Origin of the sequence: Chromobacterium alticapitis (assembly GCF_002924365.1) — a bacterium.
Taxonomy (GTDB): Bacteria; Pseudomonadota; Gammaproteobacteria; order Burkholderiales; family Chromobacteriaceae; genus Chromobacterium; species Chromobacterium alticapitis.
This window is the reverse complement of record NZ_PQWB01000029.1, coordinates 22,335-46,966: the sequence shown is the minus strand read 5'-3', so window position 1 is coordinate 46,966 and position 24,632 is coordinate 22,335. Positions and strand designations below refer to the sequence as shown.

At 62.4% G+C, this 24,632-nt stretch carries 25 protein-coding genes and 1 tRNA gene; 21 read left to right on the top strand and 5 right to left on the bottom strand.

Annotated elements, in window-relative coordinates:
- The first annotated feature begins 18 nt into the window (after window positions 1-18).
- From C2I19_RS22720 to arcC, 5 genes are all read left to right on the top strand, one after another.
- Complete coding sequence (locus tag C2I19_RS22720) at window positions 19-150, top strand: DUF3149 domain-containing protein (protein WP_255410693.1); 132 nt, start codon at window positions 19-21, stop codon at window positions 148-150.
- A gap of 466 nt (window positions 151-616) precedes the next feature.
- Window positions 617-2,068 (top strand): arginine-ornithine antiporter, encoded by a 1,452-nt coding sequence (gene arcD, locus C2I19_RS08220; RefSeq protein WP_199181113.1) that lies wholly within the window; start codon window positions 617-619, stop codon window positions 2,066-2,068.
- 73 nt (window positions 2,069-2,141) lie between these two features.
- Window positions 2,142-3,374, top strand: coding sequence for an arginine deiminase (locus C2I19_RS08215; RefSeq protein ID WP_103902218.1), 1,233 nt, complete (start codon window positions 2,142-2,144; stop codon window positions 3,372-3,374).
- A 136-nt stretch (window positions 3,375-3,510) separates the two neighbouring features.
- Window positions 3,511-4,521, top strand: coding sequence for an ornithine carbamoyltransferase (locus C2I19_RS08210; RefSeq protein WP_103902217.1), 1,011 nt, complete (start codon window positions 3,511-3,513; stop codon window positions 4,519-4,521).
- 109 nt (window positions 4,522-4,630) lie between these two features.
- Window positions 4,631-5,575 (top strand): carbamate kinase, encoded by a 945-nt coding sequence (arcC, locus tag C2I19_RS08205; protein WP_103902216.1) that lies wholly within the window; start codon window positions 4,631-4,633, stop codon window positions 5,573-5,575.
- A 71-nt stretch (window positions 5,576-5,646) separates the two neighbouring features.
- Here arcC and C2I19_RS08200 read toward each other — a convergent pair whose 3' ends face one another.
- Window positions 5,647-5,901 (bottom strand): RebB family R body protein, encoded by a 255-nt coding sequence (locus tag C2I19_RS08200; RefSeq protein WP_103902215.1) that lies wholly within the window; start codon window positions 5,899-5,901, stop codon window positions 5,647-5,649.
- 78 nt (window positions 5,902-5,979) lie between these two features.
- Window positions 5,980-7,017, bottom strand: a complete 1,038-nt coding sequence (locus C2I19_RS08195; RefSeq protein WP_103902276.1) for a patatin-like phospholipase family protein — start codon at window positions 7,015-7,017, stop codon at window positions 5,980-5,982.
- Between the two features lie 270 nt (window positions 7,018-7,287).
- Here C2I19_RS08195 and C2I19_RS08190 point away from each other — a divergent pair, with 270 nt between their 5' ends.
- From C2I19_RS08190 to C2I19_RS08170, 5 genes are all read left to right on the top strand, one after another.
- Entirely contained in the window at window positions 7,288-7,629 is a 342-nt protein-coding gene (locus tag C2I19_RS08190; protein WP_103902214.1) for a PadR family transcriptional regulator, read from the top strand.
- Window positions 7,626-8,732: an HAAS signaling domain-containing protein gene (locus C2I19_RS08185; protein WP_103902213.1), complete on the top strand. Its 1,107-nt coding sequence runs from the start codon at window positions 7,626-7,628 to the stop codon at window positions 8,730-8,732. The genes C2I19_RS08190 and C2I19_RS08185 overlap by 4 nt, the downstream gene beginning before the upstream one ends.
- 29 nt (window positions 8,733-8,761) lie before the next feature.
- Window positions 8,762-9,055, top strand: a complete 294-nt coding sequence (locus C2I19_RS08180) for a DUF1700 domain-containing protein (RefSeq protein ID WP_103902212.1) — start codon at window positions 8,762-8,764, stop codon at window positions 9,053-9,055.
- Between the two features lie 19 nt (window positions 9,056-9,074).
- Window positions 9,075-9,833, top strand: a complete 759-nt coding sequence (locus C2I19_RS08175) for a hypothetical protein (RefSeq protein ID WP_103902211.1) — start codon at window positions 9,075-9,077, stop codon at window positions 9,831-9,833.
- Between the two features lie 88 nt (window positions 9,834-9,921).
- Window positions 9,922-11,346, top strand: a complete 1,425-nt coding sequence (locus tag C2I19_RS08170; protein WP_103902210.1) for a S41 family peptidase — start codon at window positions 9,922-9,924, stop codon at window positions 11,344-11,346.
- 49 nt (window positions 11,347-11,395) lie between these two features.
- Here C2I19_RS08170 and C2I19_RS08165 read toward each other — a convergent pair whose 3' ends face one another.
- Together C2I19_RS08165 and C2I19_RS08160 are read right to left on the bottom strand one after the other, a co-directional pair.
- Entirely contained in the window at window positions 11,396-11,953 is a 558-nt protein-coding gene (locus C2I19_RS08165) for an adenine phosphoribosyltransferase (protein ID WP_103902209.1), read from the bottom strand.
- Window positions 11,954-12,067: 114 nt separating this feature from the next.
- On the bottom strand, window positions 12,068-13,381 hold the full coding sequence (locus C2I19_RS08160) for an NCS2 family permease (protein WP_304529148.1): 1,314 nt from the start codon (window positions 13,379-13,381) through the stop codon (window positions 12,068-12,070).
- A gap of 150 nt (window positions 13,382-13,531) precedes the next feature.
- Between C2I19_RS08160 and gmk the strand changes: the two genes are divergently transcribed.
- The 10 genes from gmk to C2I19_RS08110 all read left to right on the top strand — a co-directional run bounded on the left by gmk (window position 13,532) and on the right by C2I19_RS08110 (window position 22,605).
- Entirely contained in the window at window positions 13,532-14,164 is a 633-nt protein-coding gene (gene gmk, locus C2I19_RS08155) for a guanylate kinase (protein ID WP_103902207.1), read from the top strand.
- Window positions 14,165-14,247: 83 nt separating this feature from the next.
- A complete protein-coding gene (rpoZ, locus tag C2I19_RS08150; protein ID WP_043578754.1) occupies window positions 14,248-14,454 on the top strand; it encodes a DNA-directed RNA polymerase subunit omega in 207 nt (68 codons plus the stop codon).
- 19 nt (window positions 14,455-14,473) lie between these two features.
- On the top strand, window positions 14,474-16,630 hold the full coding sequence (locus C2I19_RS08145) for a RelA/SpoT family protein (RefSeq protein WP_103902206.1): 2,157 nt from the start codon (window positions 14,474-14,476) through the stop codon (window positions 16,628-16,630).
- A complete protein-coding gene (gene thiS, locus C2I19_RS08140) occupies window positions 16,627-16,836 on the top strand; it encodes a sulfur carrier protein ThiS (protein WP_103902205.1) in 210 nt (69 codons plus the stop codon). Before C2I19_RS08145 ends, thiS begins: the two co-directional genes overlap by 4 nt.
- Window positions 16,837-16,886: 50 nt before the next feature.
- Complete coding sequence (locus C2I19_RS08135) at window positions 16,887-17,681, top strand: thiazole synthase (protein ID WP_103902275.1); 795 nt, start codon at window positions 16,887-16,889, stop codon at window positions 17,679-17,681.
- Window positions 17,682-17,845: 164 nt separating this feature from the next.
- The gene (rpsU, locus tag C2I19_RS08130; RefSeq protein WP_043578765.1) at window positions 17,846-18,058 is read left to right on the top strand and encodes a 30S ribosomal protein S21; all 213 of its coding nucleotides are present in this window, start codon (window positions 17,846-17,848) and stop codon (window positions 18,056-18,058) included.
- 110 nt (window positions 18,059-18,168) lie between these two features.
- Window positions 18,169-18,615 (top strand): GatB/YqeY domain-containing protein, encoded by a 447-nt coding sequence (locus tag C2I19_RS08125; RefSeq protein ID WP_103902204.1) that lies wholly within the window; start codon window positions 18,169-18,171, stop codon window positions 18,613-18,615.
- Between the two features lie 22 nt (window positions 18,616-18,637).
- A complete protein-coding gene (gene dnaG / locus C2I19_RS08120) occupies window positions 18,638-20,431 on the top strand; it encodes a DNA primase (RefSeq protein WP_103902203.1) in 1,794 nt (597 codons plus the stop codon).
- A gap of 74 nt (window positions 20,432-20,505) precedes the next feature.
- Window positions 20,506-22,434, top strand: coding sequence for an RNA polymerase sigma factor RpoD (gene rpoD, locus C2I19_RS08115; RefSeq protein WP_103902202.1), 1,929 nt, complete (start codon window positions 20,506-20,508; stop codon window positions 22,432-22,434).
- 92 nt (window positions 22,435-22,526) lie between these two features.
- Window positions 22,527-22,605: transfer RNA gene (locus tag C2I19_RS08110), tRNA-Ile, on the top strand.
- 35 nt (window positions 22,606-22,640) lie between these two features.
- On the opposite strand, the gene C2I19_RS08105 is transcribed toward C2I19_RS08110, so the two are convergent.
- Window positions 22,641-23,624, bottom strand: a complete 984-nt coding sequence (locus C2I19_RS08105; RefSeq protein ID WP_103902201.1) for a zinc-binding dehydrogenase — start codon at window positions 23,622-23,624, stop codon at window positions 22,641-22,643.
- 100 nt (window positions 23,625-23,724) lie between these two features.
- Here C2I19_RS08105 and C2I19_RS08100 point away from each other — a divergent pair, with 100 nt between their 5' ends.
- Window positions 23,725-24,615 (top strand): LysR family transcriptional regulator, encoded by an 891-nt coding sequence (locus tag C2I19_RS08100; protein WP_103902200.1) that lies wholly within the window; start codon window positions 23,725-23,727, stop codon window positions 24,613-24,615.
- Window positions 24,616-24,632 lie beyond the last annotated feature (17 nt).

Sequence of the window (24,632 nt, the reverse complement as noted above, 5' to 3'; positions counted from 1 at the left end):
TCTGGATGGGAGAACACGATGGAGTTGCTGACCTTGATGTTGTCGGACGACGTGGGGCGTCTGAGTTTGTTGACCATAGTAGTGGCTGCGCTGGTGGTGCTGGGCGCGTTGTGGGCGATCTTCCGCAACCACGGCAAGCCGGGCAAGTAAGCATTTACCCCCTGTAATTTTGGCATTTCCTCTTGATGTGTGTGTTGGCGGATACGGTGGTGGGCCGTATCCGCTCTTTTTTTGTCCGCACACTCCTATCTGAAAATTAGATATCTCTAATTTTTATGAATCCTAATGCTTTGATTTGTATCGGCTTTTCAATTTCCTTGCTCTGGGTCAGACATTGCCCGGCGCGGGCTTTCCTTCTCCTTGGCTTGTTCTATTCTGAGGGCTGTTGCTGGCTTGGCTTCGCATTTGCGAATGACTGCCAGTTTCAATGACGCTTTGACGTAAGCCTGAGTCGCAAATTCTGTAGTTCGGCGATTTCAGCGAAAAGGGGCTTGATGCATGTCAATCGAGCCGGTGACTCGTCTGGAAGGGCGGAATTCTCGCGGTATACCATCATTTCAGATGATAAGAATTTAATAATAAATGACGCCTTACCTCTTTAGATCGGAGAATGAAAATGTCTACTGAAACTGCAAGCCAAGCCGGCGTGACCGAGGGCGCATCGCCCCGGTTGAAGCTAGGCGCGCTGACGGCCCTGGTCGTCGGCTCCATGATAGGCGGTGGGATTTTCTCGCTGCCGCAGAATATGGCGGCCGGCGCCGGCGCCGGGGCCATTTTGATAGGTTGGGCCATCACCTTCGTCGGCATGCTGGCGCTGGCCTTCGTGTTCCAGATGCTGGCCTCGCGCAAGCCTGAAGTTTCGGGCGGCGTGTATGGTTACGCCAAAGCCGGTTTCGGCGACTACATGGGCTTCAACTCGGCCTGGGGTTACTGGATTTCCGCCTGGATCGGCAATGTGTCGTACTTTGTGGTGATGTTCTCGGCGCTGGGTTTCTGGTTCCCGGTTTTCGGCGACGGCAATACGCCCACCGCCATCATCTGCGCCTCGGTCGTGTTGTGGTGCCTGCACTTCCTGGTGTTGCGAGGCGTGCATGGCGCGGCCTTCATCAACACCATCACCACCATCGCCAAGCTGGTGCCGCTGGCCCTGTTCATCGCGCTGATCGTGTTCGCCTTCAAGGTGGATACCTTCAATCTCGAGTTCTGGGGCAACGCCAAGCTGGGCTCCATCGTCGATCAGGTGAAGAGCACCATGCTGGTGACGGTGTGGGTGTTCATCGGCATAGAGGGCGCGTCGATGTTCTCCGGCCGCGCCGAGAGCATGAGGGACGTGGGCAAGGCCACCGTGATCGGTTTCCTGTTGACCATCGCGCTCCTGGTTGCCGTGTCTGTGCTGTCGCTGGGCGTGATGACCCAGCCGGAACTGGCCGCGCTGAAGAATCCGTCCACCGCCTACGTGCTGCAAAAAGCCTTCGGCTCCTTCGGCGCCAATCTGATGAACGCCGGCTTGGTGATTTCGGTAGGCGGCGCGCTGCTGGCCTGGACCCTGCTGGCTGCGGAAGCGCCTTACCTCGCCGGCAAGGATGGCGTGATGCCCAAGGTGTTCGGCACCGTCAACGCCAATGACACTCCGGCCGCCTCGCTGTGGCTGACAAATGGCCTGATCCAGCTGTTCCTGCTGATCACGCTGAAGAGCTCCGCGGGCTACCTGGCGCTGCTGTCGCTGGCCACCTCGATGATTCTGATTCCCTACCTGCTGTGCTCCGGCTACTCCTGGCTGGTGGCCCAGCGCGGGGAGGGCTACGCCGAGGGCGAAAGCCGCGGCAAGGAACTGGGCACCGCCATCCTGGCCACAGTTTATGGCGCCTGGCTGATCTACGCCGCCGGTCCCAAGTATCTGTTCCTGTCCATGGTGTTGTACGCCCCGGGCCTGCTGTTCTACCTGTGGGCCAAGAAGGAACAGGGCCAGAAACCGTTCAATATGATCGAAGCCGTGCTGGCCGCCATCGTGGTGGTGCTGGGCGCGATCGCAGTCTACATGCTGGCAGCCGGTCAGATCGGCCTGTAAGCGAAGATTTTGAAACCAGTCGGGGGGGCGGCTTGCCCGTCCCTAAAGCAGACAAGACTCAAGGAGTATCGTTATGACCAAGTTTGGTGTTCATTCCGAGTGCGGCAAGCTGCGAACTGTCATGGTGTGCCGTCCCGGCCTCGCCCACAAGCGCCTGACCCCGGACAACTGCCACGACCTGCTGTTTGATGATGTGATCTGGGTGGAGCGCGCGCAGAAAGACCACGCTTACATGGTTGAGCAGATGCGCGCCCGCGGCATCGAAGTGATCGAGGTGCACGACGCGCTGGCCAAGGTGCTGGACGACAAGGCCGCCCGCAACTGGGTGCTGGACCGCAAAGTCAAGACCGACAACGTGGGTATTGGCATGCTGTCCGACCTGCGCAGCTGGCTCAACGAAATGCCGTCTTCGCAACTGGCCGATCACCTGGTTGGCGGCATCGCCAAGTTCGAACTGCCATTCGACCCGAAAGGCCTGTTCGGCGGCTATCTGGACCGTTCCGAATTCGTGCTGCCCCCGATCCCGAACAGCCTGTTCCAGCGCGACCCGTCTTGCTGGATCTATGAAGGCGTGACGCTGAATCCGATGTACTGGCCGGCCCGCCGCCAGGAAACGCTGATCCTGCAATCGATCTATCAGTTCCATCCGTACTTCGCCGGCAAGGTGAACGTATGGTGGGGCGATTGCGACAAGGACCATGGCCCGGCCACGCTGGAAGGCGGCGACGTGATGCCTATCGGCAACGGCGTGGTGCTGATCGGCATGGGCGAGCGCACTAGCCCGCAGGCTGTGGTGCAAGTGGCCAAGAGCGTGTTGCACAAGGATGGCGGCGCCAAGCGCGTGATCGCCTGCCAGATGCCCAAGTCCCGCGCGGCCATGCACTTGGACACGGTGTTCAGTTTCCTCGACATCGACCTGTTGTCGGTGTTCCCGGACGTGGTGGACGACATCACCTGCACCAGCATCTATGCCGGAGACCGCGAAGGCGAAGTCCGCTTCGAGCGCCATGAGGGCCGCAAGCTGGTGGACGTGGTGCGCGAGGCGCTGAATCTCAAGGAAATCCGCGTGATCCAGACCGGCGGCGACGCCTACCAGCGCGAACGCGAGCAGTGGGACGACGGCAATAACGTGGTGGCGCTGGACCGCCGCGTGGTGGTGGCCTACGACCGCAACACCTACACCAACCGCCTGATGCGCGAGCACGGCGTGGAAGTGATCGAAATCCCGGCCTCCGAACTGGGCCGCGGCCGCGGCGGCGGCCACTGCATGACCTGCCCGATCATCCGCGACGAAGTGAAGCTGTAAGGCTGCAAGGCCCGGCCGGCGCGTCCGGCCGGGGCTGAAATACCGAATACCGTTTATTTGCAAAAATGACAGGTTGACCGCCGGCTCTCCCGGGAGCGACGGCCCGCTTGCCCAGACTCTAATCAGGAGCAACATCATGGCTTTCAATCTGCGCAACCGTAACTTCCTCCGCATGCTGGACTTCACCCCGCGCGAAATCCGCTACATGCTCGACCTGGCCCGCGATCTGAAGCGCGCCAAGTACTCCGGCACCGAACAGCAACACCTGAAGGGCAAGAACATCGCCCTGATTTTTGAAAAGACCTCCACCCGTACCCGCTGCGCGTTCGAAGTGGCCTGCTACGACCAGGGCGCCAATGTCACCTACCTCGGGCCGTCCGGTTCGCAAATCGGCATCAAGGAATCGATGAAGGACACCGCCCGCGTGCTGGGCCGCATGTACGACGCCATCGAATACCGCGGCTTCGACCAGCACATGGTGGAAACCGAACTGGCCAAGTTCGCCGGCGTGCCGGTGTACAACGGCCTGACCGACGAATGGCACCCGACCCAGATGCTGGCCGACGTGCTGACCATGTGGGAAAACAGCGACAAGCCGATCTCGCAGATCAGCTACACCTATCTGGGCGATGCCCGCAACAATATGGGCAATTCGCTGCTGGTGATCGGCGCCAAGCTGGGCATGGACGTGCGCATCGGCGCGCCTAAGCACCTGTGGCCGACCGACGAACTGGTGGCCGAGTGCCGCGAGATCGCCGTCAAGACCGGCGCCCGCATCACGCTGACCGAAGATGCCAAGGAAGCCGTCAAGGGCACCGACTTCATCCACACCGACGTCTGGGTGTCCATGGGTGAGCCGGCAGAAGTGTGGGCCGAACGCATCCGTCTGCTGAAGCCGTACCAAGTGAACAGCGCGCTGATGGCCGCCGCGGAAAACCCGCAAGTGAAGTTCATGCACTGCCTGCCGGCCTACCATAACAGCGAAACCAAGGTGGGCAAGGAAATCGCCGCCCAGTATCCGGACCTGGCCAACGGCATCGAAGTGACCGAGGACGTGTTCGAGTCCGAAGCCTGCATCGCCTTCGAGCAAGCCGAAAACCGCATGCACACCATCAAGGCCATCCTGGTGGCTACCCTGGGCGACTAAGCTTGGGCTTGGGCCGGCGAAGTCCGGCCCGATCACACATCAACCGGCCAAGGCCTCCTGACCGGGAGTCTTGGCCGGAGCCGTTGAAAGAATTGGGAAGGATAGATTTATGCGAGTCGTCGTAGCCTTGGGCGGCAATGCCCTGCAACGTCGTGGCGAAGCCATGACCGCCGATAACCAGCGCGCCAACGTCAAAGTGGCCGCCGAGCAACTGGCCGCCGTGACCCGGTTGGGCCACAACCTGGTGATGTGCCATGGCAACGGTCCGCAAGTGGGCTTGCTGGGCCTGCAGAACGATGCCTACGCCCGCCACGTGGACGACACGGTGACGCCGTATCCGCTGGATGTGCTGGGTGCCCAGACCGAGGGCATGATCGGCTATATGGTGGAGCAGGAACTGGGCAATGTGCTGCCCTTCGAGGTGCCTATCGCCACCATCCTGACGCAGACCGAGGTGGACGCCAACGATCCGGCGTTCAAGAACCCGACCAAATTCGTCGGCCCGGTCTACACCAAGGAGGAGGCCGAGAAGCTGGCCGCGGAAAAGGGCTGGGCGGTCAAGGCCGACGGCCAGTACTACCGCCGCGTGGTGCCCAGCCCGAAGCCGAAGCGCATTTTTGAAATGCGTCCGATCAAGTGGCTGATCGAGAAGGGCGTGGTGGTGATCGCCGCCGGCGGCGGCGGCATTCCCACCATGTACGAGGGCGACAAGCTGGTGGGCGTGGAGGCGGTGATCGACAAGGATCTGGCCTCCGCCTTGCTGGCGCGCGAAATCGAAGCGGATTACTTCGTGATCGCCACCGACGTGAAGACCGTGTTCGTCGGCTGGGGCACGCCGGAGGCCAAGGCCATCCGCCAGGCGCACCCGGACGATATGGACAAGCTGGGCTTCGCCGCCGGCTCCATGGGCCCCAAAGTGGAGGCCGCTTGCGAGTTCGCCCGCCTGACCGGCAAGAAGGCCGTGATCGGCGCGCTGGAAGACATCGAGAAGATCGTCAAGGGCGAGGCCGGCACCGTGATCTCCACCGAGAAGCAGGGCATCGACTGGTACTAAGCCTGCTAGTGGTTTGAGCCAGTCCAAGGGCTGCCGCGAGGCAGCCCTTTTCGCATGGCGCGAGGAACGCCTTATTCCGATTTCAGCTGACGGATCAAGGCTTCCAGTTCTTCCGCATCGGGCTTGGCCGCTTCCGGCGAGGCGAGATCGGCTTCGTTCGGCTGCTGCTGATTGCTCACTGTGTTTTGCAGCGTGAGGTTCAGATTGCGGATCGCGTTCTGATACAGCTCGCCGGCGGCCATGGCGGGCATGTCTCCCAGGACCTTAGTGTTGGCCTGGGTGATGGCATCGGTGATCTGGCTGTTGACGGCGGAAGGGGCGGCCATGGCGGTCTCCTTGTGCGTGCGATGGCTGAGCGGCGGCCGGGTAGCCGCCGCAGTATGGCCGCGCGCGGTTGGCTGTTGTTACAGGCCAAACTGGCGAGCGTACTGCTGGCAGGCCTTCTTGCCGGCCTGGTAGCCGGTCTGGTACAGCCGGTCCAGATTGGAGTAGGACCAGTCCAGTTGTTCGCGCTGGCCTTCGGGGTTGAGCTGGTCTTCGAAATCTATTTTCAGCACCTCGGTGCGCGGGCGGCCGTCCTCGTCCCGGTTGTGCAGGGCCTGGAATAGCTTCAAGTCGTCGCGGGCGATGGCGGTCAGCGGAACAATGATGGATTGCACCCAGGCGTCGTACAGGTCGCGCGGCGGATGCAGCAGCTTGTCGCTGCCCAGCACATCGAACACGATGGTGTAGTCGATGTGGGGGTGCAGCTCGAACAGGCGCTTGAAGTTCAGCGTGTCTATGGCCGCGCCTTCGATGTAGTAGCCGTCCTCCAACTGGTAAGGCGGATAAATGAAGGGAAAGGACAGCGCGGCCAGGAAGTGGTCGTGGTTGATCTCGCGCTTGTCCCAGCAGCGCATGAGGCCATGGGTGATGTTATAAGCGTTCAGGTAGAACTCTGGCTGAATGTCCTTCAGCTTGTCGAAGTCGACGATCTGCTCGATGAAGGGCACATGGGCGCACAGGCCCTGGCTGTCGCTGCTCAAGCCGCTCGGGCATAGCGAGGCCATCATCAGCGAGGTCCAGTCGGCTAGCAGGCGCTGAGCGGGGCCGCTGTCGGCCTGTTGCTGGATGGCTTGCAGCAGCGGATTGCGCGCCTGCATGGTGCGCCAGGCGTCGGCCAGCAGGCCGGGCTTGTTGAATACCTTGTAGTTGACCGGAAACAGATTGTAGATAGGGTCGGATACGCCCATGTCGGCCAGCTTGCTCAGGGCCGATATGGCATCGCCCTGCTTGGGGGCGGCATAGAGCAGGCCGACGATGGCTCCGGCGCCGGATGCGGTGATGATATCGAAAGCCACGCCGGCTTCGGTGAGAGCCACCAGCGCGCCGGCCATCAGCGTGGCGTTGGGCGCGCCGCCGCCCAGCACCAGCGCGAGAGTCGGTTTGGATGTTTGCGCCATCTTCAATTCCTCCTGGTTGATCATGCCATTGGCTAGTAAACATGCATGGCTGAAGTATGGTTGGGAATTGTGCGTTTGCAATATATGGCGCGATGCGTCCCTGTAGCGAAAAAGCCGCAATACCATATGGATGAAACTAAACAATGAAAGATACCTTGCGATGCAAGGTATCTTGTCATACAGTTCAGTCAGACATCCGGATGCAGCAGTTCACCGATGTTCCTTGTAATGCAAGGTATCGTGTATTGCCAGTCGGCTAGGAAAATCACTATGAAGACACAACTAAAGAAGGGCACGCTGGACATGTGCGTATTGGCGGTGCTGGCGCAGGCCGACAGCTATGCCTACGAGCTGGTCAGCAAGCTGTCGCAGGGCATGGACATCAGCGAAGGCACGATTTACCCGCTGATGCGCAGGCTGCAGAACGAATCATGGGTCAGCACCTATCTGGTGGAGTCGTCGTCCGGTCCCTCGCGCAAGTACTACAAGCTGACCGAAGCCGGCCGGCGCGAGCTGGCGACGATGCGGCAGGAGTGGCAGGAGTTTGTGGCCGAAGTGGAAAACGTGCTGCGCAGCGATGCGGCGGCACAGACCGAGGGAGCGCAGCAATGATACGCAAAGCATTCTTGAGCCAGTTGGAGCAGGGCCTGGCCGGGCTGAGGCCGGAGACGGTGCGCGAAATCCTGGCCGATTACGAAGAGTATTTCAACGACGCGTTGGCCGATGGCCGCGATGAGGCCGAGGTGGTGGCCGCGCTGGGCAGCCCGCAGAAGCTGGCGCGCGAATTGAAGGCGCAGACCCACTACAAGCAATGGCAGGAGCACCGCTCTTTCAGCAATCTATCGCGCGTGGTGGTGTCCATCGCGGGGCTGGGCGTGCTGAATTTCGTGCTGGCGCTGCCTTTCATGATCTATCTGTTGTTCCTGACCATAGGTTACATCGTGTCGGTGAGCTTCCTGCTGGCAGGCCTGACCGTGGTGCTGGCCTGGGGCAGCCATGGCTTGTTCGGCTGGCCGCAATTCAGCAGCGACGGCTCCGGCTGGTATATCGGCAAGCATGGCGATAGGGGCGCGGAAATGGCCTGGAGCAGCGATAGGGCGGACCACGAGGGGCAGGTCTGGATCGATGAGGGGCGGCTGAGGCTGAACCCGGACGAGGGCGATCGCTTCGAGCTGCGCACCCGCCAGGGCGACGCGCTGCTGGTCGCCAAAAAGCGCGGCAAGCTGCTGATAGACGCCAGTCAGCCGGCGACGCGTGAACTGGTTCAGGTCGATGGCGGCGAGGCCAGCATCAACGGCAGCGCAATCCGAGAGTTGACGCTGCATGAAGATAGCGGCGATGTGTTTACGGCCCGCGTCGATGACGACAAGCGCTTGGTGCGGCTGGAGGCGTCCTCCGGCGGCAGCGAGCTGAAGTTCGCGGCCAGCGGCCCGAAAGGCAGCCTGTCGATGAAGGATGGCGACAGCTCTCTGGAAATCACCGAAAGCAAGATCGCGCTGAAAGACGGCATGGACCATATCCAGATCGATGCGCTGCCGGGCTTGTCCCTGGGCATGAGCGTGCTGGTGGTGGGACTGATGCTGTTGCTGGGCGGCGCCTTGGGCCTGGTGTTCTGCGTCTGGCTGACCCGGCTGACCTGGCGCGCGCTAGTGGTCTATGTGAAGTATCAAATCGAGCTGGTGTCCGGCAAGGACCGCGAAAACGCGGCGGCTTGAACCTGACCCATGAAACGGGAGTGACGATCATGAAGAACGATGCCTGCCTGCAGCAACTGCAACTGACCCTGGTGGAGCTGCCGGAAACCGAGTTGCGCAAGATTCTCAACGACTACCGCGGCTATATCCGCGACGCGGCGTCCGATCGCGCCAGCGAGAGCCAGTTGCTGGCCATCCTGACCGAGACCCGGCAAATGGCCGTCGCCGCCTTCGCTCGCCGCCGCATTCTGCGCCACAGCCGGGAACAATTGGCGATCCGCGCGGCCGGCTGCCTCTCCGCCTTCGCGGCTTGCGCGGCGCTGTACGGCATGTTTTTGCACTGAAACCAAGGGAGACCATGTGATGCACGCAGCCAAAATGGCCTGCTGCCTGTTGTTGGCGGCGGGGGCGGCCCAAGCCGAAGACGCGGCGGGCATAGACCGCTTGAATTTCCGCGGCGATGCGTTGACGCTGGAGCTCAGCGCCGATGCCGGCAAACCGTACAAGCTGGATATGGAGAAGCGCAACTGGTCGGATCAGCATTGCAAGGTGAGCGTGAACCGCCAGGGCGGCGAGCTGACCTTCCTGATCGACTTGGGCGCGGTGGCCAGCGACCGCTGCGGCCTGGTAATCAAGGGCAATGTGAAGCCGGGAAAGCGGGTGACGGCCGATTTGCAGGCGCTGAACGGCAAGCTGTCCGGCCAGTTCGACCGCGTCAGCCTGCGCGGCCACGCGCTCGATATGGATTTGAAGGGCAAGTACAAGGCGGTGGCGCTGGAGGCTAACGCGGTCAAGGGCGAGTTGCGTGGCGACATGGACGAGCTGAAGGCCAAGGGCGATGCGTTGAATCTGGCGTTTGAGGGCGCGAGCCGCGCGGTGGCGCTGGATGGTCAGGCGGTGAAGGCCAAGCTGAAGCTGCTGGGCGCGCAGCCGGCGGCCAGCGTCGAAGCCCACGGCCAGATGGTGAAGCTCGATTTGCGAGCCAGCCGCCAGGCCAAGCTGGATTATCAAGTGCAAGGCCAGGCCAGCAAGGTGGATGGCGACTGGGCCAATACGCCGGGCGCGCCTTTGAAGCTGCGCGTGAGTGGCCAGGCGGTGAAGGTATCGCTGGATCAGGATTGAGTAGAGGTATGACTCCGTGTCCCTTGCCCGGCGAAAGCCGGGTTCTTTTTGCTTTATTGAAATTCAAATGTCATTACTGGAGGAGGCGATGAAAAAAATAAGCATAAGTTTGGGCGTGCTGGGGGCTGTGCTGGCCGGCGCCGCATCGGCGCAGGGCGAGGATTGGCAGGAGCGGGCGCGCGAGCAACTGGCGTATGCGCATCAGACCTTGCGCGACGCGCACCCCGGCGCCATTGACAGCGCAAACCCGGACTTTGGCCGTTGGCTGGAGCGGGGTTATGCCGAAGCCTTGCTGCTGACTAGGGAGGTCAAGAGCCAGGAACAAGTCTTGGGGCCGCTGCAATACTATTTAGTGGGGTTCAAGGATGTGCATGTGGTGCTCAGCGCCTCGCCCAAGATGCGCTTCTATCAATGGCAAGGCTGGACGGCCAAGCCGCAAGGCGAGCGTTGGCTGGTGGATGTGGCGGCCAAGGATTGGCCGACGGCCCTGCCGCCGCAAGGCGCGCAATGGCTCGGTTGCGACGGCAAGCCGGCGGAAGCGGTGCTGCGGCAAGACGTCATGCCCTATCTGGACCGGCGCGAGCCATTGGAGGGCCAGCGTTGGGACATGGGGTGTTATGCGGCGATGCAGTCGGCGCAGCTGCATGCCATGAGCCCCCTGCCGGCGAGCTGCCGTTTCCGCTTGGCCGACGGCAGCGAGAAGGATTACGCGATGAGCGTGCGCCGTTTCGACCGTTCGCCCCTGCCGCAGCCGGCCAGCTTCAAACCGGAAATCCGCGATCTGGGCGACGGCCGTTACTGGGTGCAGGCGGCGGACTTCATGCCGCAGGGCGAGCGCATCCAGCAGATGCAGGACGTGATCGCCGGCATGCCGGCCTTGCGCGCGGCCAAGCTGGTGGTGCTGGACACTCGCGGCAACCGCGGCGGCAGCAGCCAATATGCGACGGATTTGCTGGAAGGCTTGTACGGCAAGGCCGATGCGGCCTGGCTGGAACTGCGGGCGGATGGCGATTCTTATGTGGAATGGCGGGTTAGCGAAGTGGCGGAGCGTTTTCCGCAAATCGCGCTGGCCCATCCCGGCGTGCCGGCCGCCATGCGCGTCTGGGCGGAAAGGCTGCAAACGCAGTTGTCGCAGGGGCGAAAGGAGGGGCGAGCGTGGTTGCGTGAAGACGACGTCGACGCGGAAAAAGCGTCGGGGACGTTTGGCGGCAAGCCTCGAGTCGCCTTGATCACGCGTTCGGACTGCGCCAGCTCCTGCCTGATGTTCGCCGATCTGGTGAAGCAGATTCCGGGCAGCGTGCAGCTGGGGCAGATGACCAACGCCGACACCATGTATATGGATGTGACCAACGAGCCGCTGCCTTCCGGTCTTGGCGTGTTGCACCTGCCGATGAAGGTGATACGTCACCGCCAGCGCGGCAGCAATCAACCGTATCTGCCCGACGCGCATTACGATGGCGACATCGACGATACCGAAGCCTTGCAGGCTTGGGTATTACAGCGAATGGGGTGAGGCGGAAATGAAAAAGGAGCCGGTCGGCTCCTTTTTCGTCGGGGCGGGCTCAGTGGCCCTTGTAGCTGCAGACGGTGAACAGGTCCAGGCCGCCGTTGCGGACCAGCTGGCCGCCGCCCAGTTCCGGCAGCTCGATGATGGCCGCGGCTTCCAGCACGTCGGCGCCCATGCGCTTGAGCAGCTTGTAGCCGGCCATCATGGTGCCGCCGGTGGCCACCAGATCGTCGATCAGGATCACGCGGTCGCCCGGCTTGCAGGCGTCGGTGTGCATTTCCACTGCCGCGTTGCCGTATTCCAGCTCGTATTCCTCTTCCACCGTGGTGAAGGGCAGCTTGCCCTTCTTGCGGATGGGCACGAAACCCACGTTCAGCTCGTAGGCCAGCACCGAGCCGATGATGAAGCCGCGCGCGTCCAGGCCTGCCACCAGGTCCACTTTTTCCGTCATGTAGCGATGGACGTAGATGTCGATCAGCATGCGGAAGGTCTTGGGGTTCTGTAGCAGCGGGGTGATGTCGCGGAACATCACGCCTTGCTGCGGCCAGTTCGGTACGGTGCGAATCCAGCCCTTCAGGTAGCTGGAGTAGTCGAGATTGCTGAGGTTTTCCATAGCGCTATTGTACTTCGAAATCAAGAGACTGCGTGGTTTGCCGACGGGTGGCGCTCAACAAAAAGGCCTGCCGCAAAGGCGGCAGGCCAGATTTGCAAACCGATTATTGTGCTTTTAGGCGAAGAACGCCAGTTTGAACACCCACAGCGCGGCGATCACCAGCACGGCCGGCTTCAGGTCGGCGAAGCGGCCGGCCAGGATCTTGATCACGGCGTAGCTGATGAAGCCGAAGGCGATGCCGTCGGCGATGGAGAAGGTGAATGGCATGGCCAGCGCGGTTATCACCGCCGGGGCGGACTCGGTCAGGTCGTTCCATTCGATCTCGGCCAGGCCGCGCGCCATCAGCACGGCGACGTAGCACAGCGCCGGCGCCGTGGCATAGGCGGGCACGGTGGCGGCTAGCGGCGACAGCCACAGCGCGGCCAGGAACAGCAGGGCCACCACCACGGCGGTCAGGCCGGTGCGGCCGCCCACGGCGGTGCCGGCGGCCGATTCGATGTAGGCGGTGGTGGACGAGGTGCCCATCACGGCGCCGGCGGTGATGGCGATGGAGTCCGCCATCAGCGCGCGCTTCAGGCGCGGCAGCTTGCCGTCCTTGTCCAGCAGGCCCGCGCGGTGCGACACGCCCACCAGCGTGCCGGTGGTGTCGAACAGATCGACAAAGAAAAACACGAAGATCACGCCGATCAGGCCGGCGTGCAGCGCGCCCTTGATGTCCATGGCCATGAAGGTGGGCGCCATGCTCGGCACCGGGGCGACGATGCCCTTGAACGGCGACAGGCCCATCGTGATGGACAGCACGGTCACCACCAGGATGCCGATGATGATGGAGCCCGGCACCTTGCGGTATTCCAGCGCCACGATCAGGAAGAAGCCTAGAATCGCCAGCAAGGTGGTGGGGTTGTGGATGTCGCCCAGCGTCAGGTAGGTGGCCGGATGCGCGGCGATCACGCCGGCGTTCTTCAGCGCGATGATGGCCAGGAACATGCCGACGCCGGCCGAGATGGCGAACTTCAGCGACTGCGGAATGGCGTTGACGATGGCTTCCCGAACCTTGAACAGGCTGACGGCCAGGAACACGATGCCGGAGATGAACACGGCGCCCAGCGCGGTTTCCCAGGACAGGCCCATGCCCTTGACCACGCTGAAGGTGAAGTAGGCGTTCAGTCCCATGCCCGGCGCCAGCGCGATCGGGTAATTGGCCACCAGGCCCATGATGGCGGTGCCCAGCGCGGCGGCCAGGCAGGTGGCGACGAAGACCGCGTTCAGGTCCATGCCGGTGGAGGACAGGATAAGCGGGTTGACCAGCACGATATAGGCCATGGTCAGGAAGGTGGTGAATCCGGCGATGACTTCGGTCCGGACTGTGGTGCCGTGTTCTTTCAGCTTGAACAAGCTTTCCAGCAGTTGCATTCGGCGCGACTCCAAGGTGTGTATTGCGTCAAAACGAAAACGGCGCATTATCTGCGCTAGGGGGCTCAAACACCTAAATCTTGATGTGAAAATATGTCTTCGCTTAACAACTTGCATCCTGCTGTGCTATCCTGAAAAATTACTCTTTGGCAAAGCTTGTGGATCATGGACCAGCCCATCGGTAACATTTACATCGTGGTGGCGCCGTCCGGCGCCGGCAAGACCTCGCTGGTGGCGGCGTTGCTGCAGGCGGAGCCCAGCGTGGAGCTGTCCATTTCGTATAGCACGCGCCAGGCGCGCAAGGGCGAAATCGACGGCCAGCACTACCACTTTGTGGATCGTTCGGTCTTCGATGCCATGATCGCGCGCGGCGATTTCCTGGAATGGGCCGAAGTCTACGGCAATTGCTACGGCACCAGCGCGCCGTGGATACGCGGCCGGCTGGCGGTCGGCCAGGACATCCTGCTGGAAATCGATTGGCAGGGCGCGGAGCAGGTGCGCAAGGTGTTTCCGGACGCCATCGGCATCTTCATCGCGCCGCCGTCCATCGAGGAGCTGGAGCGTCGCCTGCGCGGCCGCGACACGGATACGGAAGAAGTCATCCTGCGCCGTCTGGCCTCGGCGCGCGCCGAGATCGACAAGATCGCCGAGTACGACTACATCGTGGTCAACGACGATTTCGAGCGCGCGAGGCTGGACCTGATCAGCATCGTCCGCGCCCAGCGCCTGAAGAGCGCGCCGCAGTGCCGCCGTCTGGCCGAGATGCTCCGCCGCATGGGTACGGCCGCCGCGAAGTGAAAATTGTGCTGTCAGGCCGATGCCTGGCGGCGCGAAAATCGATATAGTGAATCCTGTAACCGTCATTTAGCTGAGAAAAAACCATGGCCCGTATTACCGTTGACGACTGCCTGGATCGCATCCAGAACCGTTTTGACCTGACCTTGGCCGCCGCCTACCGCGCGCGCCAGGTGGCTTCCGGCGCCAGCGCCTTTGTCGAGCCGGGCCGCCATAAACCGACCGTGGTCGCCTTGCGTGAAATCGCCGCCGGCCATGTCGGCAAGGAAATCCTGAACCGCGGCAAGGCCTGATAGCGTTACGGAGCGGACGATGGCCAGCGGCATTGAGACAGGCATAGACTACGACGCCCTGATCGAGTCCGAAGCGGCGGTTTTCTTCGGAAACGCCGCGCGCTACCTCAAGCCGGAAGACGTCGCGCTGCTCAGGCAGGCTTTCGCGGTCAGCCGCGAGGCGCATGAGGGGCAGACCCGCAAGAGCGGCGAGCCCTACATCACCCATCCGCTGGCGGTGGCGACCATGCTCACCGACTGGCGGCTGGATGTGCAGGGCCTGGCCGCGGCGCTGCTGCATGACGTGCTGGAAGACACCGGCGTCACCAAGCCGACGCTGATCGAGAAGTTCGGCAAGATCGTCGCCGATCTGGTGGATGGCCTGTCCAAGCTGGAGCGTCTGGAATACCAGACCAAAGAGGCCGCTCAGGCCGAGAGCTTCCGCAAGATGGTGCTGGCGATGGCGCGCGACATCCGCGTCATCATCGTCAAGCTGGCGGACCGGCTGCACAATATGCGCACGCTGGACTCGATGCGCGAGGACAAGCGCCGCCGCATCGCGCTGGAAACGCTGGAAATCTACGCGCCCATCGCCAACCGCATCGGCCTGAACAAGGTCTACCGCGAGCTGCAGGATCTGGCGTTCAAGCATCTGCACCCGCACCGTTACAGCGTGCTGTCCAAGGCGGTGCGCGCCGCGCGCGGCAACCGCCGCGAAGTGGTCAACAAGATTCTGCTGGCTGTCAGCCAGCGGCTGGTGCAAAGCAATATCGAGGCGACCATCAAGGGCCGCGAGAAAAACCTCTACAGCATCTACAAGAAGATGCAGGAGAAGCACCTTTCCTTCTCTGAGGTGCTGGACATCTACGGCTTCCGCGTCGTGGTCAACGACGTTCCGGCCTGCTACCTGGCGCTGGGCGCCTTGCATAGCCTGTACAAGCCGATTCCCGGCAAATTCAAGGATTACATCGCCATTCCCAAGGGCAATGGCTACCAAAGCCTGCATACCACGCTGTTCGGCCCTTACGGCACGCCGGTGGAAATGCAGATCCGCACCCGCGAAATGCATAACGTGGCCGAGGCGGGCGTGGCTTCGCACTGGATGTACAAGAGCGGCGAGGGCGTCAATACGGCGCAGCAGCGCACGCACCAATGGCTGCAGAAGCTGTTGGACATGCAGGAGGAGAGCGACGACGCCGTCGAGTTCCTCGAGCATATCAAGATCGATCTGTTCCCGGACGAAGTCTACGTGTTCACGCCCAAGGGCAAGATCATGGTGTTGCCGCAGGGCTCCACGCCGGTGGACTTCGCTTATGCCGTGCATACCGATGTCGGCCACCGTTGCATCGCCGCGCGCGTCAATCACGCGCTGGTGCCATTGCGCACCGCGCTGCGCAACGGCGACACGGTGGAGATCATCACCTCCACCCAGGCCAAGCCCAATCCGTCCTGGCTGGCCTTCGTGCAGAGCGGCCGCGCCCGCTCCGGCATTCGCAATTACCTGAAGAGCCTGCAGCGGGAAGAGGCCGTCTCGCTGGGCGAGAAGCTGCTGCGGCAGGCGGTGGGCGCGCTGGCGACCACGCCGTTGGCGGTCAGCGAGGAGCTGCGCGTTGAATACTTCGCCGCCTATGGCGAGAAAATGAACGGTTTCGACGACGTTCTGGCTGAAATCGGCGCCGGCAAGCTGCTGCCCATCGTGGTGGCGCGCCGCATGCTGGAATTGGCCGGCGAGCGCCTGGGCGAGGGCGTGCGCGTCGGTCCCATCACCATACGCGGCAACGAGGCGGGCATGGTGCAGCTGTCCAGTTGCTGCCATCCGCTGCCCGGCGACGACATTCTGGGCGTAATTACCAAGGGCCAGGGCCTGGTCATCCATCGCGTGGATTGTCCGAACGCGCGGCGCGCCGATCACGACAAGCTGCTGGAAGTGAACTGGGAGGCGCAGCGGGACCGGATGTTCGGCGTCACCGTCGGCGTGCTGTCGCGCAATGAGCGCGGCGCGCTGGCCGACATCGCCACCGCCATCTCGCAGGCCTCGGCCAATATCGAAAGCGCCGACACCCAGGACAGCAGCCGCGACGGAGACGGCCTGTTCAATATCCACTTCCGACTGCAGGTGGAGGGCGTGGAGCACCTGGAGCGCGTGCTCGCGGCCGTCCGCCAACTGGCGGTGGTGCAGCGCGTGGAGAGAAAATGAGTCAATTGAATCTGAGCATCAACGGCGAGGCGCGCAGCTTCGCCGGCGTCGTCACCTTTGCCGATCTGGTGGTCGAGCTGGGTCTGGCCGGCAAGCGCATCGCCATCGAGCGCAACGGCGATATCGTGCCGCGCAGCCTCCATGCCGAGGCGCGGCTGGCGGACGGCGACGTGCTGGAAATCGTGGTGGCTGTGGGGGGCGGCTAAGCCGTCCGCGCTGGCCGTGCTGTGTCAACGGATAGGGAAGGGGTGTGCAGGTGAGCGATCAACTGGTGATAGCCGGCAAGACGTTCAGTTCTCGTTTGCTGGTGGGGACGGGCAAGTACAGCAGTTTCGAGCAAACGGCGGAGGCGCTGGAGGCGTCCGGCACTGAGATCGTCACCGCGGCGATTCGCCGGGTGAACCTGGGTCAGAATCCTAACGAGCCGAATTTGCTGGACTTTTTGCCGAAAAGCCGGTATAACCTGCTGCCCAATACGGCGGGGTGCTACTCCGCCGAGGATGCGATCCGCACCCTGCGTCTGGCGCGCGAGCTGCTGGACGACCACCGCTTCGTGAAGCTGGAGGTGCTGGGCGATCCCAATAATCTGTATCCCAATGTCAGAGAAACGCTGAAGGCCGCGGAAGTGCTGGTGGCGGAAGGTTTCGATGTCTTGGTCTACACCTCGGACGATCCCATCGTCGCGCGCGAGCTGGAGCAAATCGGCTGCTGCGCGATCATGCCGCTGGCCAGCCTGATCGGCTCCGGCATGGGCATCCTGAATCCGTGGAATCTGCAATTGATTATCGAGCAGTCCAAGGTCCCCGTGATCGTGGACGCCGGCGTCGGCACCGCGTCCGACGCGGCGGTCGCGATGGAGCTGGGCTGCGACGGCGTGCTGATGAACACAGCGATCGCCGGCGCGCGCAATCCGGTGTTGATGGCGCGCGCAATGAAACTGGCCGTGGAAGCTGGCCGCGCCGCCTATCTGGCCGGCCGGATGCCGAAGCGTTTTTATAGTGCAACGCCAAGTTCTCCTAGTGAGGGGGTGATTTCTTCCGTCAAGTCGTGACGTTTTTTCGGCCCGAGCGCCCGCTGCCCCGCAGCGCAAAACGCCACATCCAGGCCTGACGAAGCTTTTTAGACTTTAACAATCGCAGCAACATTGCTAAAATGCTGTTTTTACAGGCAGAGCCATTGGCTGTGCCCTTAAAGAAATCAAGGACCCTTAAGTAAATGCCGAATATTCGCGTTAAAGAGAACGAACCGTTCGAAGTAGCTCTGCGTCGCTTCAAGCGCGCTGTGGAAAAAACTGGTCTGCTGACCGAACTGCGCGCCCGCGAGTTCTACGAAAAGCCGACCACCGAGCGCAAGCGCAAGCACGCTGCCGCCGTTAAGCGCCATTACAAGCGCATCCGCAGCCAGATGCTGCCGCCGAAACTCTACTAAGAGTTTTTCAGGCACCACGCAGGACCGCAGGCCATGCCTGCGGTTTTGCCATTTGTACTCCCGCATTTCCATGCTGCCGATCGCAGCGCGCAATTTCAAGTGAGCACGACATGAGCCTCAAAGTTCGCATCACCGACGACATGAAGTCCGCCATGAAAGCCAAGGAAGCCGTGAAGCTGGCCGCAATCCGCCTGCTGCTGGCCGCCGTCAAGCAAAAAGAGGTGGACGAGCGCGTGGAGCTGGATGATGCCGGCATTGCCGCTGTCGTCGACAAGATGATCAAGCAGCGTCGCGACTCCATCGCCCAGTACCAGGCCGCGCAGCGCCAGGACCTGGCGGACAAGGAGCAGGCTGAGGTGGACGTGCTGATGGCCTACATGCCGCAGCAGCTATCGCCGGCCGAGATCGAGGTGCTTATCGTCCAGGCCGTGGCCGATACCGGCGCCGCCGGCATGCAGGACATGGGCAAGGTGATGGGCGCGCTGCGCCCGCAGCTGGCCGGCCGCGCCGACATGGCGCAGGTGTCCGCCCTGATCAAGGCCAAGCTGACCGTCTGATCGGTTCCGCAGGCAACAGCGCTTGATTCCGCAGGATTTCATAGACCAATTGCTGTCCCGCGTCGACATCGTCGACGTGGTGGATCGTTACGTCCCCTTGAAAAAGGGCGGCCAGAACTATATGGCCTGCTGCCCCTTTCACAAGGAAAAGTCGCCCTCATTTACGGTAAGTCCCAGCAAGCAGTTTTACCACTGTTTCGGCTGCGGCGCGCACGGCTCGGCCATCGGTTTCGTGATGGAGTACCAAGGCATCGGCTTCGTCGATGCCGTCAAGATGCTGGCCGAGGGCATAGGCATGCAAGTGCCGAACGAGCGCAGCGCCAATCCGGAAGCCAGCCGCAAGGCGCGCGAGAAGCAGGTGTCGCTGGAGCAGCTGATGCAGCAGGCCAGCGACTTCTACCGCCGCGAGCTGAAGGGCGCGGCCAATGCCGTGGCCTATTGCAAGGGACGCGGTCTGTCCGGCGAAGTGGCGGCCCGCTTCGGCCTCGGCTACGCGCCGGACGGCTGGCAGAACCTGGAAGCCGCGGTCCAGAACTATCAGGACGACAAGCTGGTGGAAGCCGGCCTGGTCATCGTGGGCGAGGACAGCGGCCGTCGTTATGACCGCTTCCGCGACCGACTGATGTTCCCCATCCGCAATCAGCGCGGCGCCATCGTCGGCTTCGGCGGGCGGGTGCTGGGCAAGGGCGAGCCGAAGTACCTGAATTCGCCGGAAACCCCGCTGTTCGAAAAGGGCCGAGAGCTGTACGGCCTGTACGAGGCGCGGCAGGCGATACGGGATAAAAACCGGGTGCTGGTGGTCGAAGGTTATATGGACGTGGTGGCGCTGGCGCAATACGGCATAAGCTACGCCGTGGCCACGCTGGGCACGGCCACCACGGGCGAACATGTGCGCAAGCTGCTCAAGCATGCCGACCAGATCTACTTCTGCTTCGACGGCGACGCTGCCGGGCAGAAAGCCGCCTGGCGCGCGTTGGAGAACAGCCTGTCGCAGCTGGTGGACGGCAAGGCGCTGAACTTCCTGTTTCTGCCGACCGAGCACGATCCGGACAGCTATGTGCGTGAGTTCGGCGCGGAGGCGTTCGAGGAGCTGCTGGTCCAGCACAGCTTGCCGCTGTCGGTGTATTTCACGCGCGAGCTGTGCCGCGAGGTGAACCTGTCCACGCCGGAAGGGCAGGCCGAGCTGATACGGCAGGCGACGCCGCTGCTGGCGCAGATCGTCGCGCCGGCCTTTGGCTACATGATACGCAAGCGTCTGGCCGAGATGGCCGGCGTGGATGTGGACGAGCTGGACATGCTGACCGGCGGCAAGCCCAAGCCGCGGCGCGAGCGCGGCGGCGGTCGGCGCGATTACAAGCTGCCGGCGGAGTCGCAGCGTCCGCTGAACACCACCATGGTGAAGAAGCTGATCAAGTGGCTGCTGATGAATCCGCAATGGGCGGGCGACGTCAAACTGCCGGATAGCCTGGCGCTGTCGGACGAGCTGGCCTGCTTCGCCATGTTGGCTGAGCGGGTGCTGGAGCACGGCGACGCGCCGAACACGGCGCAGCTGATAGAGGGCCTGCGCGGCACGCCGCACGAAGGCCTGATAGACAGCGTGCTGCAGCAGGCGATGCAGGATCCGGACGAGTTCGCGGATCCGGGCGACGACGACAGGCAGCTATTCCAGGACGGCAACGCCAGGCTATTGAAAATGCTGCATGAGGCGCAGCTGGAACGGCTAAAACAGAAGGACCGGCACGAAGGTTTGACGCCAGAGGAGAAGGTCTTGATGGGACAGCTGTTGCGGGAAATGTTCTCGCCGCCGAACGGATAGTTTCGGCGGAAAAGTTCAGGTAGTTGTGTTATAATCAACTGTTTTTTTCGGCTTTTTTTCAAGCAGGAAGCGAAATGGCGGCCTCTCCCGAAAACCAGAAAGATGTGCAGGACAGCCAGCAGGAAGTGATGAGTCTGGAAGAGCAGCGGAAACGCTTGCGCCAGCTGATCGCGCTGGGCAAGGAGCGTGGGTACCTGACCTACGCCGAAATCAATGACCACCTGCCGGAAGACGTCTCCGACGCCGAGCAGATCGAGAACATCGTCACGATGATCGCGGGTCTGGGCATTCAGGTATGCGAAGAAGCGCCGGACGCCGAGACGTTGCTGATGTCCGACGCCACGCCGTCCGTGGCGGATGAGGACGCCGTGGAAGAAGCCGAAGCGGCGCTGTCCTCGGTGGACTCGGAATTCGGCCGCACCACCGACCCGGTGCGCATGTATATGCGCGAAATGGGCTCGGTCGAGCTATTGACCCGCGAGGGCGAAATCGAGATCGCCAAGCGGATCGAAGACGGCCTCAAGTACATGATCCAGGCCATCTCCGCCTGCCCCGGCACCATCGCCGAGGTGCTGGAGCTGATGGAGCGCGTGGCGCGCGATGAAATCCGCGTCGACGAAGTCGTGGACGGCTTCATCGACCTCAACGCCCCGACCGAGGACGAAGCCCAATTCGCCGAGCCCGAAGACAGCGACGAGCTGTTGGACGAAGAGGACGAAGAGGAAGAGGACGAGGACGGCGAGGTCGACGCCGACGCCGACGCAGCGGCCAATCTGGAAGAGCTGAAGCAACACGCGCTGGAGCACTTCGCCGGCGTGCGCATGCTGTTCGATAAGATGGTCAAGGCGCTGGGCGCCAAGGGCCATCAGAGCAAGGAATACCAAGAGCTGCAGGACGCGATCACCACCGAATTCATGCTGGTGCGCTTCGCCACCCGCCAGGTGGAAAGCCTCTGCGAGTCGCTGCGCGGCCGCGTCAACGAGATCCGCACTTACGAGCGCGACATCCAGGACATCTGCGTCAGCCGCGTGCGCATGGATCGCGCCCACTTCATCAAGGTGTTCCCGGGCAACGAGACCAACCTTGACTGGGTGGAAAACGAGATCGATTCCGGCAAGGCCTGGAGCGAGGCGTTGACGCGCTTCAAGCACGCCATCATCGAGAAGCAGACCCGCTTGTCGGATCTGCAGGATCGCGCGATGTTGTCGATCAAGGCGCTGAAGGAAATCAACCGCCAGATGTCGGCCGGCGAGTCCAAGGCGCGCCGCGCCAAGAAGGAAATGATCGAGGCCAACCTGCGTCTGGTGATCTCCATCGCCAAGAAGTACACCAACCGCGGTCTGCAATTCCTGGATCTGATCCAGGAAGGCAACATCGGCCTGATGAAGGCGGTGGACAAGTTCGAATATCGTCGCGGCTACAAGTTCTCGACCTACGCCACCTGGTGGATTCGCCAGGCCATCACCCGCTCCATCGCGGACCAGGCGCGCACCATCCGCATTCCGGTGCACATGATCGAGACCATCAACAAGATGAACCGCATCTCGCGTCAAATCCTGCAGGAAAGCGGCCGCGAGCCGGATCCGGCGGAACTGGCCGAGAAGATGGAGATGCCGGAAGAGAAGATTCGCAAGATCATGAAGATTTCCAAGGAGCCCATCTCCATGGAAACCCCGATCGGCGACGACGACGATTCCCATCTCGGCGACTTCATCGAGGACCAGAACAACCTGGCCCCGTCCGACGCGGCGATGTATTCCAGCCTGAAGGACGCGACCAAGGAAGTGCTGGACACCCTGACGCCGCGCGAGGCCAAGGTTCTGCGCATGCGGTTCGGCATCGACATGAACACCGACCATACGCTGGAAGAAGTGGGCAAGCAGTTCGATGTGACCCGCGAGCGTATCCGCCAGATCGAGGCCAAGGCGTTGCGCAAGCTGCGCCATCCGACCCGCTCCGAGCGTTTGCGCAGCTTCCTGGACAATGAGCCGGGCGGCCAGTAAGCGGCTGGATTGAAATGTAGCGAATCCCCAAGTGCCTTGAATAAAGGGCTTGGGGATTTTTATTTTCCTCGCTATAATGGCCAACTCTTCCAGGGCCTCTAGCTCATGCTTGGTTAGAGCAGCGGACTCATAATCCGTTGGTGCGGGGTTCGACTCCCCGGGGGCCCACCAAGATTCAAAAGGCCGCGCGTAAGCGCGGCCTTTTATCATTCCAGCGTCACCACGATTTTCCCGCCCGCCGTTTGCGCGTCCAGCAATCCATGCGCCTCCTGAATTTGCTCAAAGGCGAATATTCGCGCCGGCTTGGCCGGGATCGCGCCGCTTTCCGCCCACTCCACGATGCTTTGAAACGGGATATCCGAAAGAGGGTAGTCGCGGCTGCCGAAGACCAGGGCGCTGGCGAAGAAGCTCAATTGCCTCCCGCTCGGCAGGTGGGCCATGGGGTCGAAGCCAGCCAGCGGCTCGTGTCCGCCCAGGAAGCCGGCCACGCAGACGCGGCCATCGCGTTTGGCCAGCCGCAGCGAATCGAGCAGGGTCGAGGTGCCGACCAGATCCAGCACTTTAGCTATGCCGTCACCGGCGATTTCCGCCAATTCCGCGCCAAGTTCGGCAGACTCTACGCGCGCGATGTCCGCGCCCAGCTCGCGCGCCGCCTGCAGCCGGGACGCGCGGCTGACGGTGGCGATGACGCGCGCGCCATGCTGTCTGGCCAGCGCCATCGCGGCTTGACCCAGGGCGGACAGCGCGCCGCGGATCAGCAGCGTGTCGCCGGGTTGCAGCGCCAAATTGCCGTGCAGACAGGTCCAGGCCGTGGCGTAGGACTCAGGCAAGGCGGCCAGTTCGCTCCAGTCCAGCGTAGTGCGGACTGGAGCCACATTGGCGGCCGGCACGCTGACGAACTCCGCGTAACTGCCGTTGCGGCTGCGGCCCATGCCGCCCATCAGCGCGAGCACGGTTTGGCCGGCGGGCAGGATGCCGCAGGGGTCATGCGCCACTTCGCCCGCGCATTCGATGCCGGATACCGCCGCCACTTCTCCCCACAGGCCCTGGCGGAAATATTGCTCGGCCCGATTCAGGCCGAAAGCGCGGACGCGGATCAGCACTTCATTGGCGCCGGCCGTGGGCGTCGGAATGTCCTGGATCCGCAGTTGTTCCGGACCGCCATATTGTTGTCTGACGATTGCGCGCATGGAAGAAACTCCTGTTTCGTGAATGACAGCGGCAGTCTAGCGAGAGATGGTTTTAGGAAAAATTCAAAAGATTGGCCAATGATTGTAAGATTAAATAACAATGGATTTCACACTACACGAATTGGCCTGCCTGGATGCCGTATTGAGCGAGGGCAGTTTCCAGGCGGCGGCGCTGAAACTGCACCGCAGCCATCCCGCCATTCACGCCGCGGTCAAGAATCTCGAGGCGCGGCTAGGTTTGAACCTGCTGGACCGTTCCTCCTATCGCGTCCGGCTGACGCCGCAAGGCGAGGCGTTTCATCGCCAGGCCAAAACCTTGTTGGGCCAGGCTGCCAGCCTGGGAGCGGTGTGTGGGCAGCTGCAGCGCGGAGAGGAGACCGATCTGCGCGTGGTGGTGGGCGATCTGACGCCCAACGCCGAGGCGCTGGGCCTGCTGCAGCGTTTTTTCCGGAGTTGGCCGAGCACCCGCCTGCACTTGCACTTTGAAGCGATAGGCGGCCCGTGGGAGAGGCTGCTGGCCGAAGAGGCGGATCTGATCCTGCATCATGTGGACAAGTCCGATGCCCGCTTTGAATGGGCGGATGTCTGCCGGGTGGAACTGGTGCCGGTGGCGGCGCCGGGTTTTCTGGATGTTCCCTTCCGCCGCGATCTGGGGCCAGAGCAGATGGCGGGGCATGTTCAGGTAGTGATACGGGACTCCGCGCAGACGCCGGGGCGCGATTATTTTGTGGTGAAGGAAGCGCCGAGCTGGACGGTGGCGGATCAATACACCAAGAAAGATTTGATCGTGCGCGGAATGGGCTGGGGGCATATGCCCCTGCATCTGGTGGCGGACGAGTTGCGCAGCGGCGCGCTGCTGTCGCTGGAGGGGAGGCATTTCCGGCGCAGCGCGCTCGACATCGTCGCTGCCCGGCTGCGCGGTCGCCCCGCCGGCCCAGTGGCGTCCGCGCTCTGGTCGTTTCTGGCCGAAGCGTGGGAGGCGCGCGTTTAGGGGCTGTCAGATTGCGC

Bases quoted from the DNA above. Each gene is read 5' to 3' on its own strand.
- C2I19_RS08100 (WP_103902200.1), top strand. From the start codon at position 23,725: ATGGATTTCACACTACACGAATTGGCCTGCCTGGATGCCGTATTGAGC.
- thiS (WP_103902205.1), top strand. From the start codon at position 16,627: ATGAGTCAATTGAATCTGAGCATCAACGGCGAGGCGCGCAGCTTCGCC.
- C2I19_RS08145 (WP_103902206.1), top strand. From the start codon at position 14,474: ATGGCCAGCGGCATTGAGACAGGCATAGACTACGACGCCCTGATCGAG.
- arcD (WP_199181113.1), top strand. From the start codon at position 617: ATGTCTACTGAAACTGCAAGCCAAGCCGGCGTGACCGAGGGCGCATCG.
- C2I19_RS08195 (WP_103902276.1), bottom strand. From the start codon at position 7,017: ATGGCGCAAACATCCAAACCGACTCTCGCGCTGGTGCTGGGCGGCGGC.
- C2I19_RS08105 (WP_103902201.1), bottom strand. From the start codon at position 23,624: ATGCGCGCAATCGTCAGACAACAATATGGCGGTCCGGAACAACTGCGG.
- C2I19_RS08175 (WP_103902211.1), top strand. From the start codon at position 9,075: ATGCACGCAGCCAAAATGGCCTGCTGCCTGTTGTTGGCGGCGGGGGCG.
- C2I19_RS08125 (WP_103902204.1), top strand. From the start codon at position 18,169: ATGAGCCTCAAAGTTCGCATCACCGACGACATGAAGTCCGCCATGAAA.
- C2I19_RS08200 (WP_103902215.1), bottom strand. From the start codon at position 5,901: ATGGCCGCCCCTTCCGCCGTCAACAGCCAGATCACCGATGCCATCACC.
- C2I19_RS08170 (WP_103902210.1), top strand. From the start codon at position 9,922: ATGAAAAAAATAAGCATAAGTTTGGGCGTGCTGGGGGCTGTGCTGGCC.
- C2I19_RS08215 (WP_103902218.1), top strand. From the start codon at position 2,142: ATGACCAAGTTTGGTGTTCATTCCGAGTGCGGCAAGCTGCGAACTGTC.
- gmk (WP_103902207.1), top strand. From the start codon at position 13,532: ATGGACCAGCCCATCGGTAACATTTACATCGTGGTGGCGCCGTCCGGC.
- C2I19_RS08185 (WP_103902213.1), top strand. From the start codon at position 7,626: ATGATACGCAAAGCATTCTTGAGCCAGTTGGAGCAGGGCCTGGCCGGG.
- C2I19_RS08165 (WP_103902209.1), bottom strand. From the start codon at position 11,953: ATGGAAAACCTCAGCAATCTCGACTACTCCAGCTACCTGAAGGGCTGG.
- arcC (WP_103902216.1), top strand. From the start codon at position 4,631: ATGCGAGTCGTCGTAGCCTTGGGCGGCAATGCCCTGCAACGTCGTGGC.
- rpoD (WP_103902202.1), top strand. From the start codon at position 20,506: ATGGCGGCCTCTCCCGAAAACCAGAAAGATGTGCAGGACAGCCAGCAG.
- rpsU (WP_043578765.1), top strand. From the start codon at position 17,846: ATGCCGAATATTCGCGTTAAAGAGAACGAACCGTTCGAAGTAGCTCTG.
- C2I19_RS08180 (WP_103902212.1), top strand. From the start codon at position 8,762: ATGAAGAACGATGCCTGCCTGCAGCAACTGCAACTGACCCTGGTGGAG.
- C2I19_RS08190 (WP_103902214.1), top strand. From the start codon at position 7,288: ATGAAGACACAACTAAAGAAGGGCACGCTGGACATGTGCGTATTGGCG.
- C2I19_RS22720 (WP_255410693.1), top strand. From the start codon at position 19: ATGGAGTTGCTGACCTTGATGTTGTCGGACGACGTGGGGCGTCTGAGT.
- rpoZ (WP_043578754.1), top strand. From the start codon at position 14,248: ATGGCCCGTATTACCGTTGACGACTGCCTGGATCGCATCCAGAACCGT.
- C2I19_RS08210 (WP_103902217.1), top strand. From the start codon at position 3,511: ATGGCTTTCAATCTGCGCAACCGTAACTTCCTCCGCATGCTGGACTTC.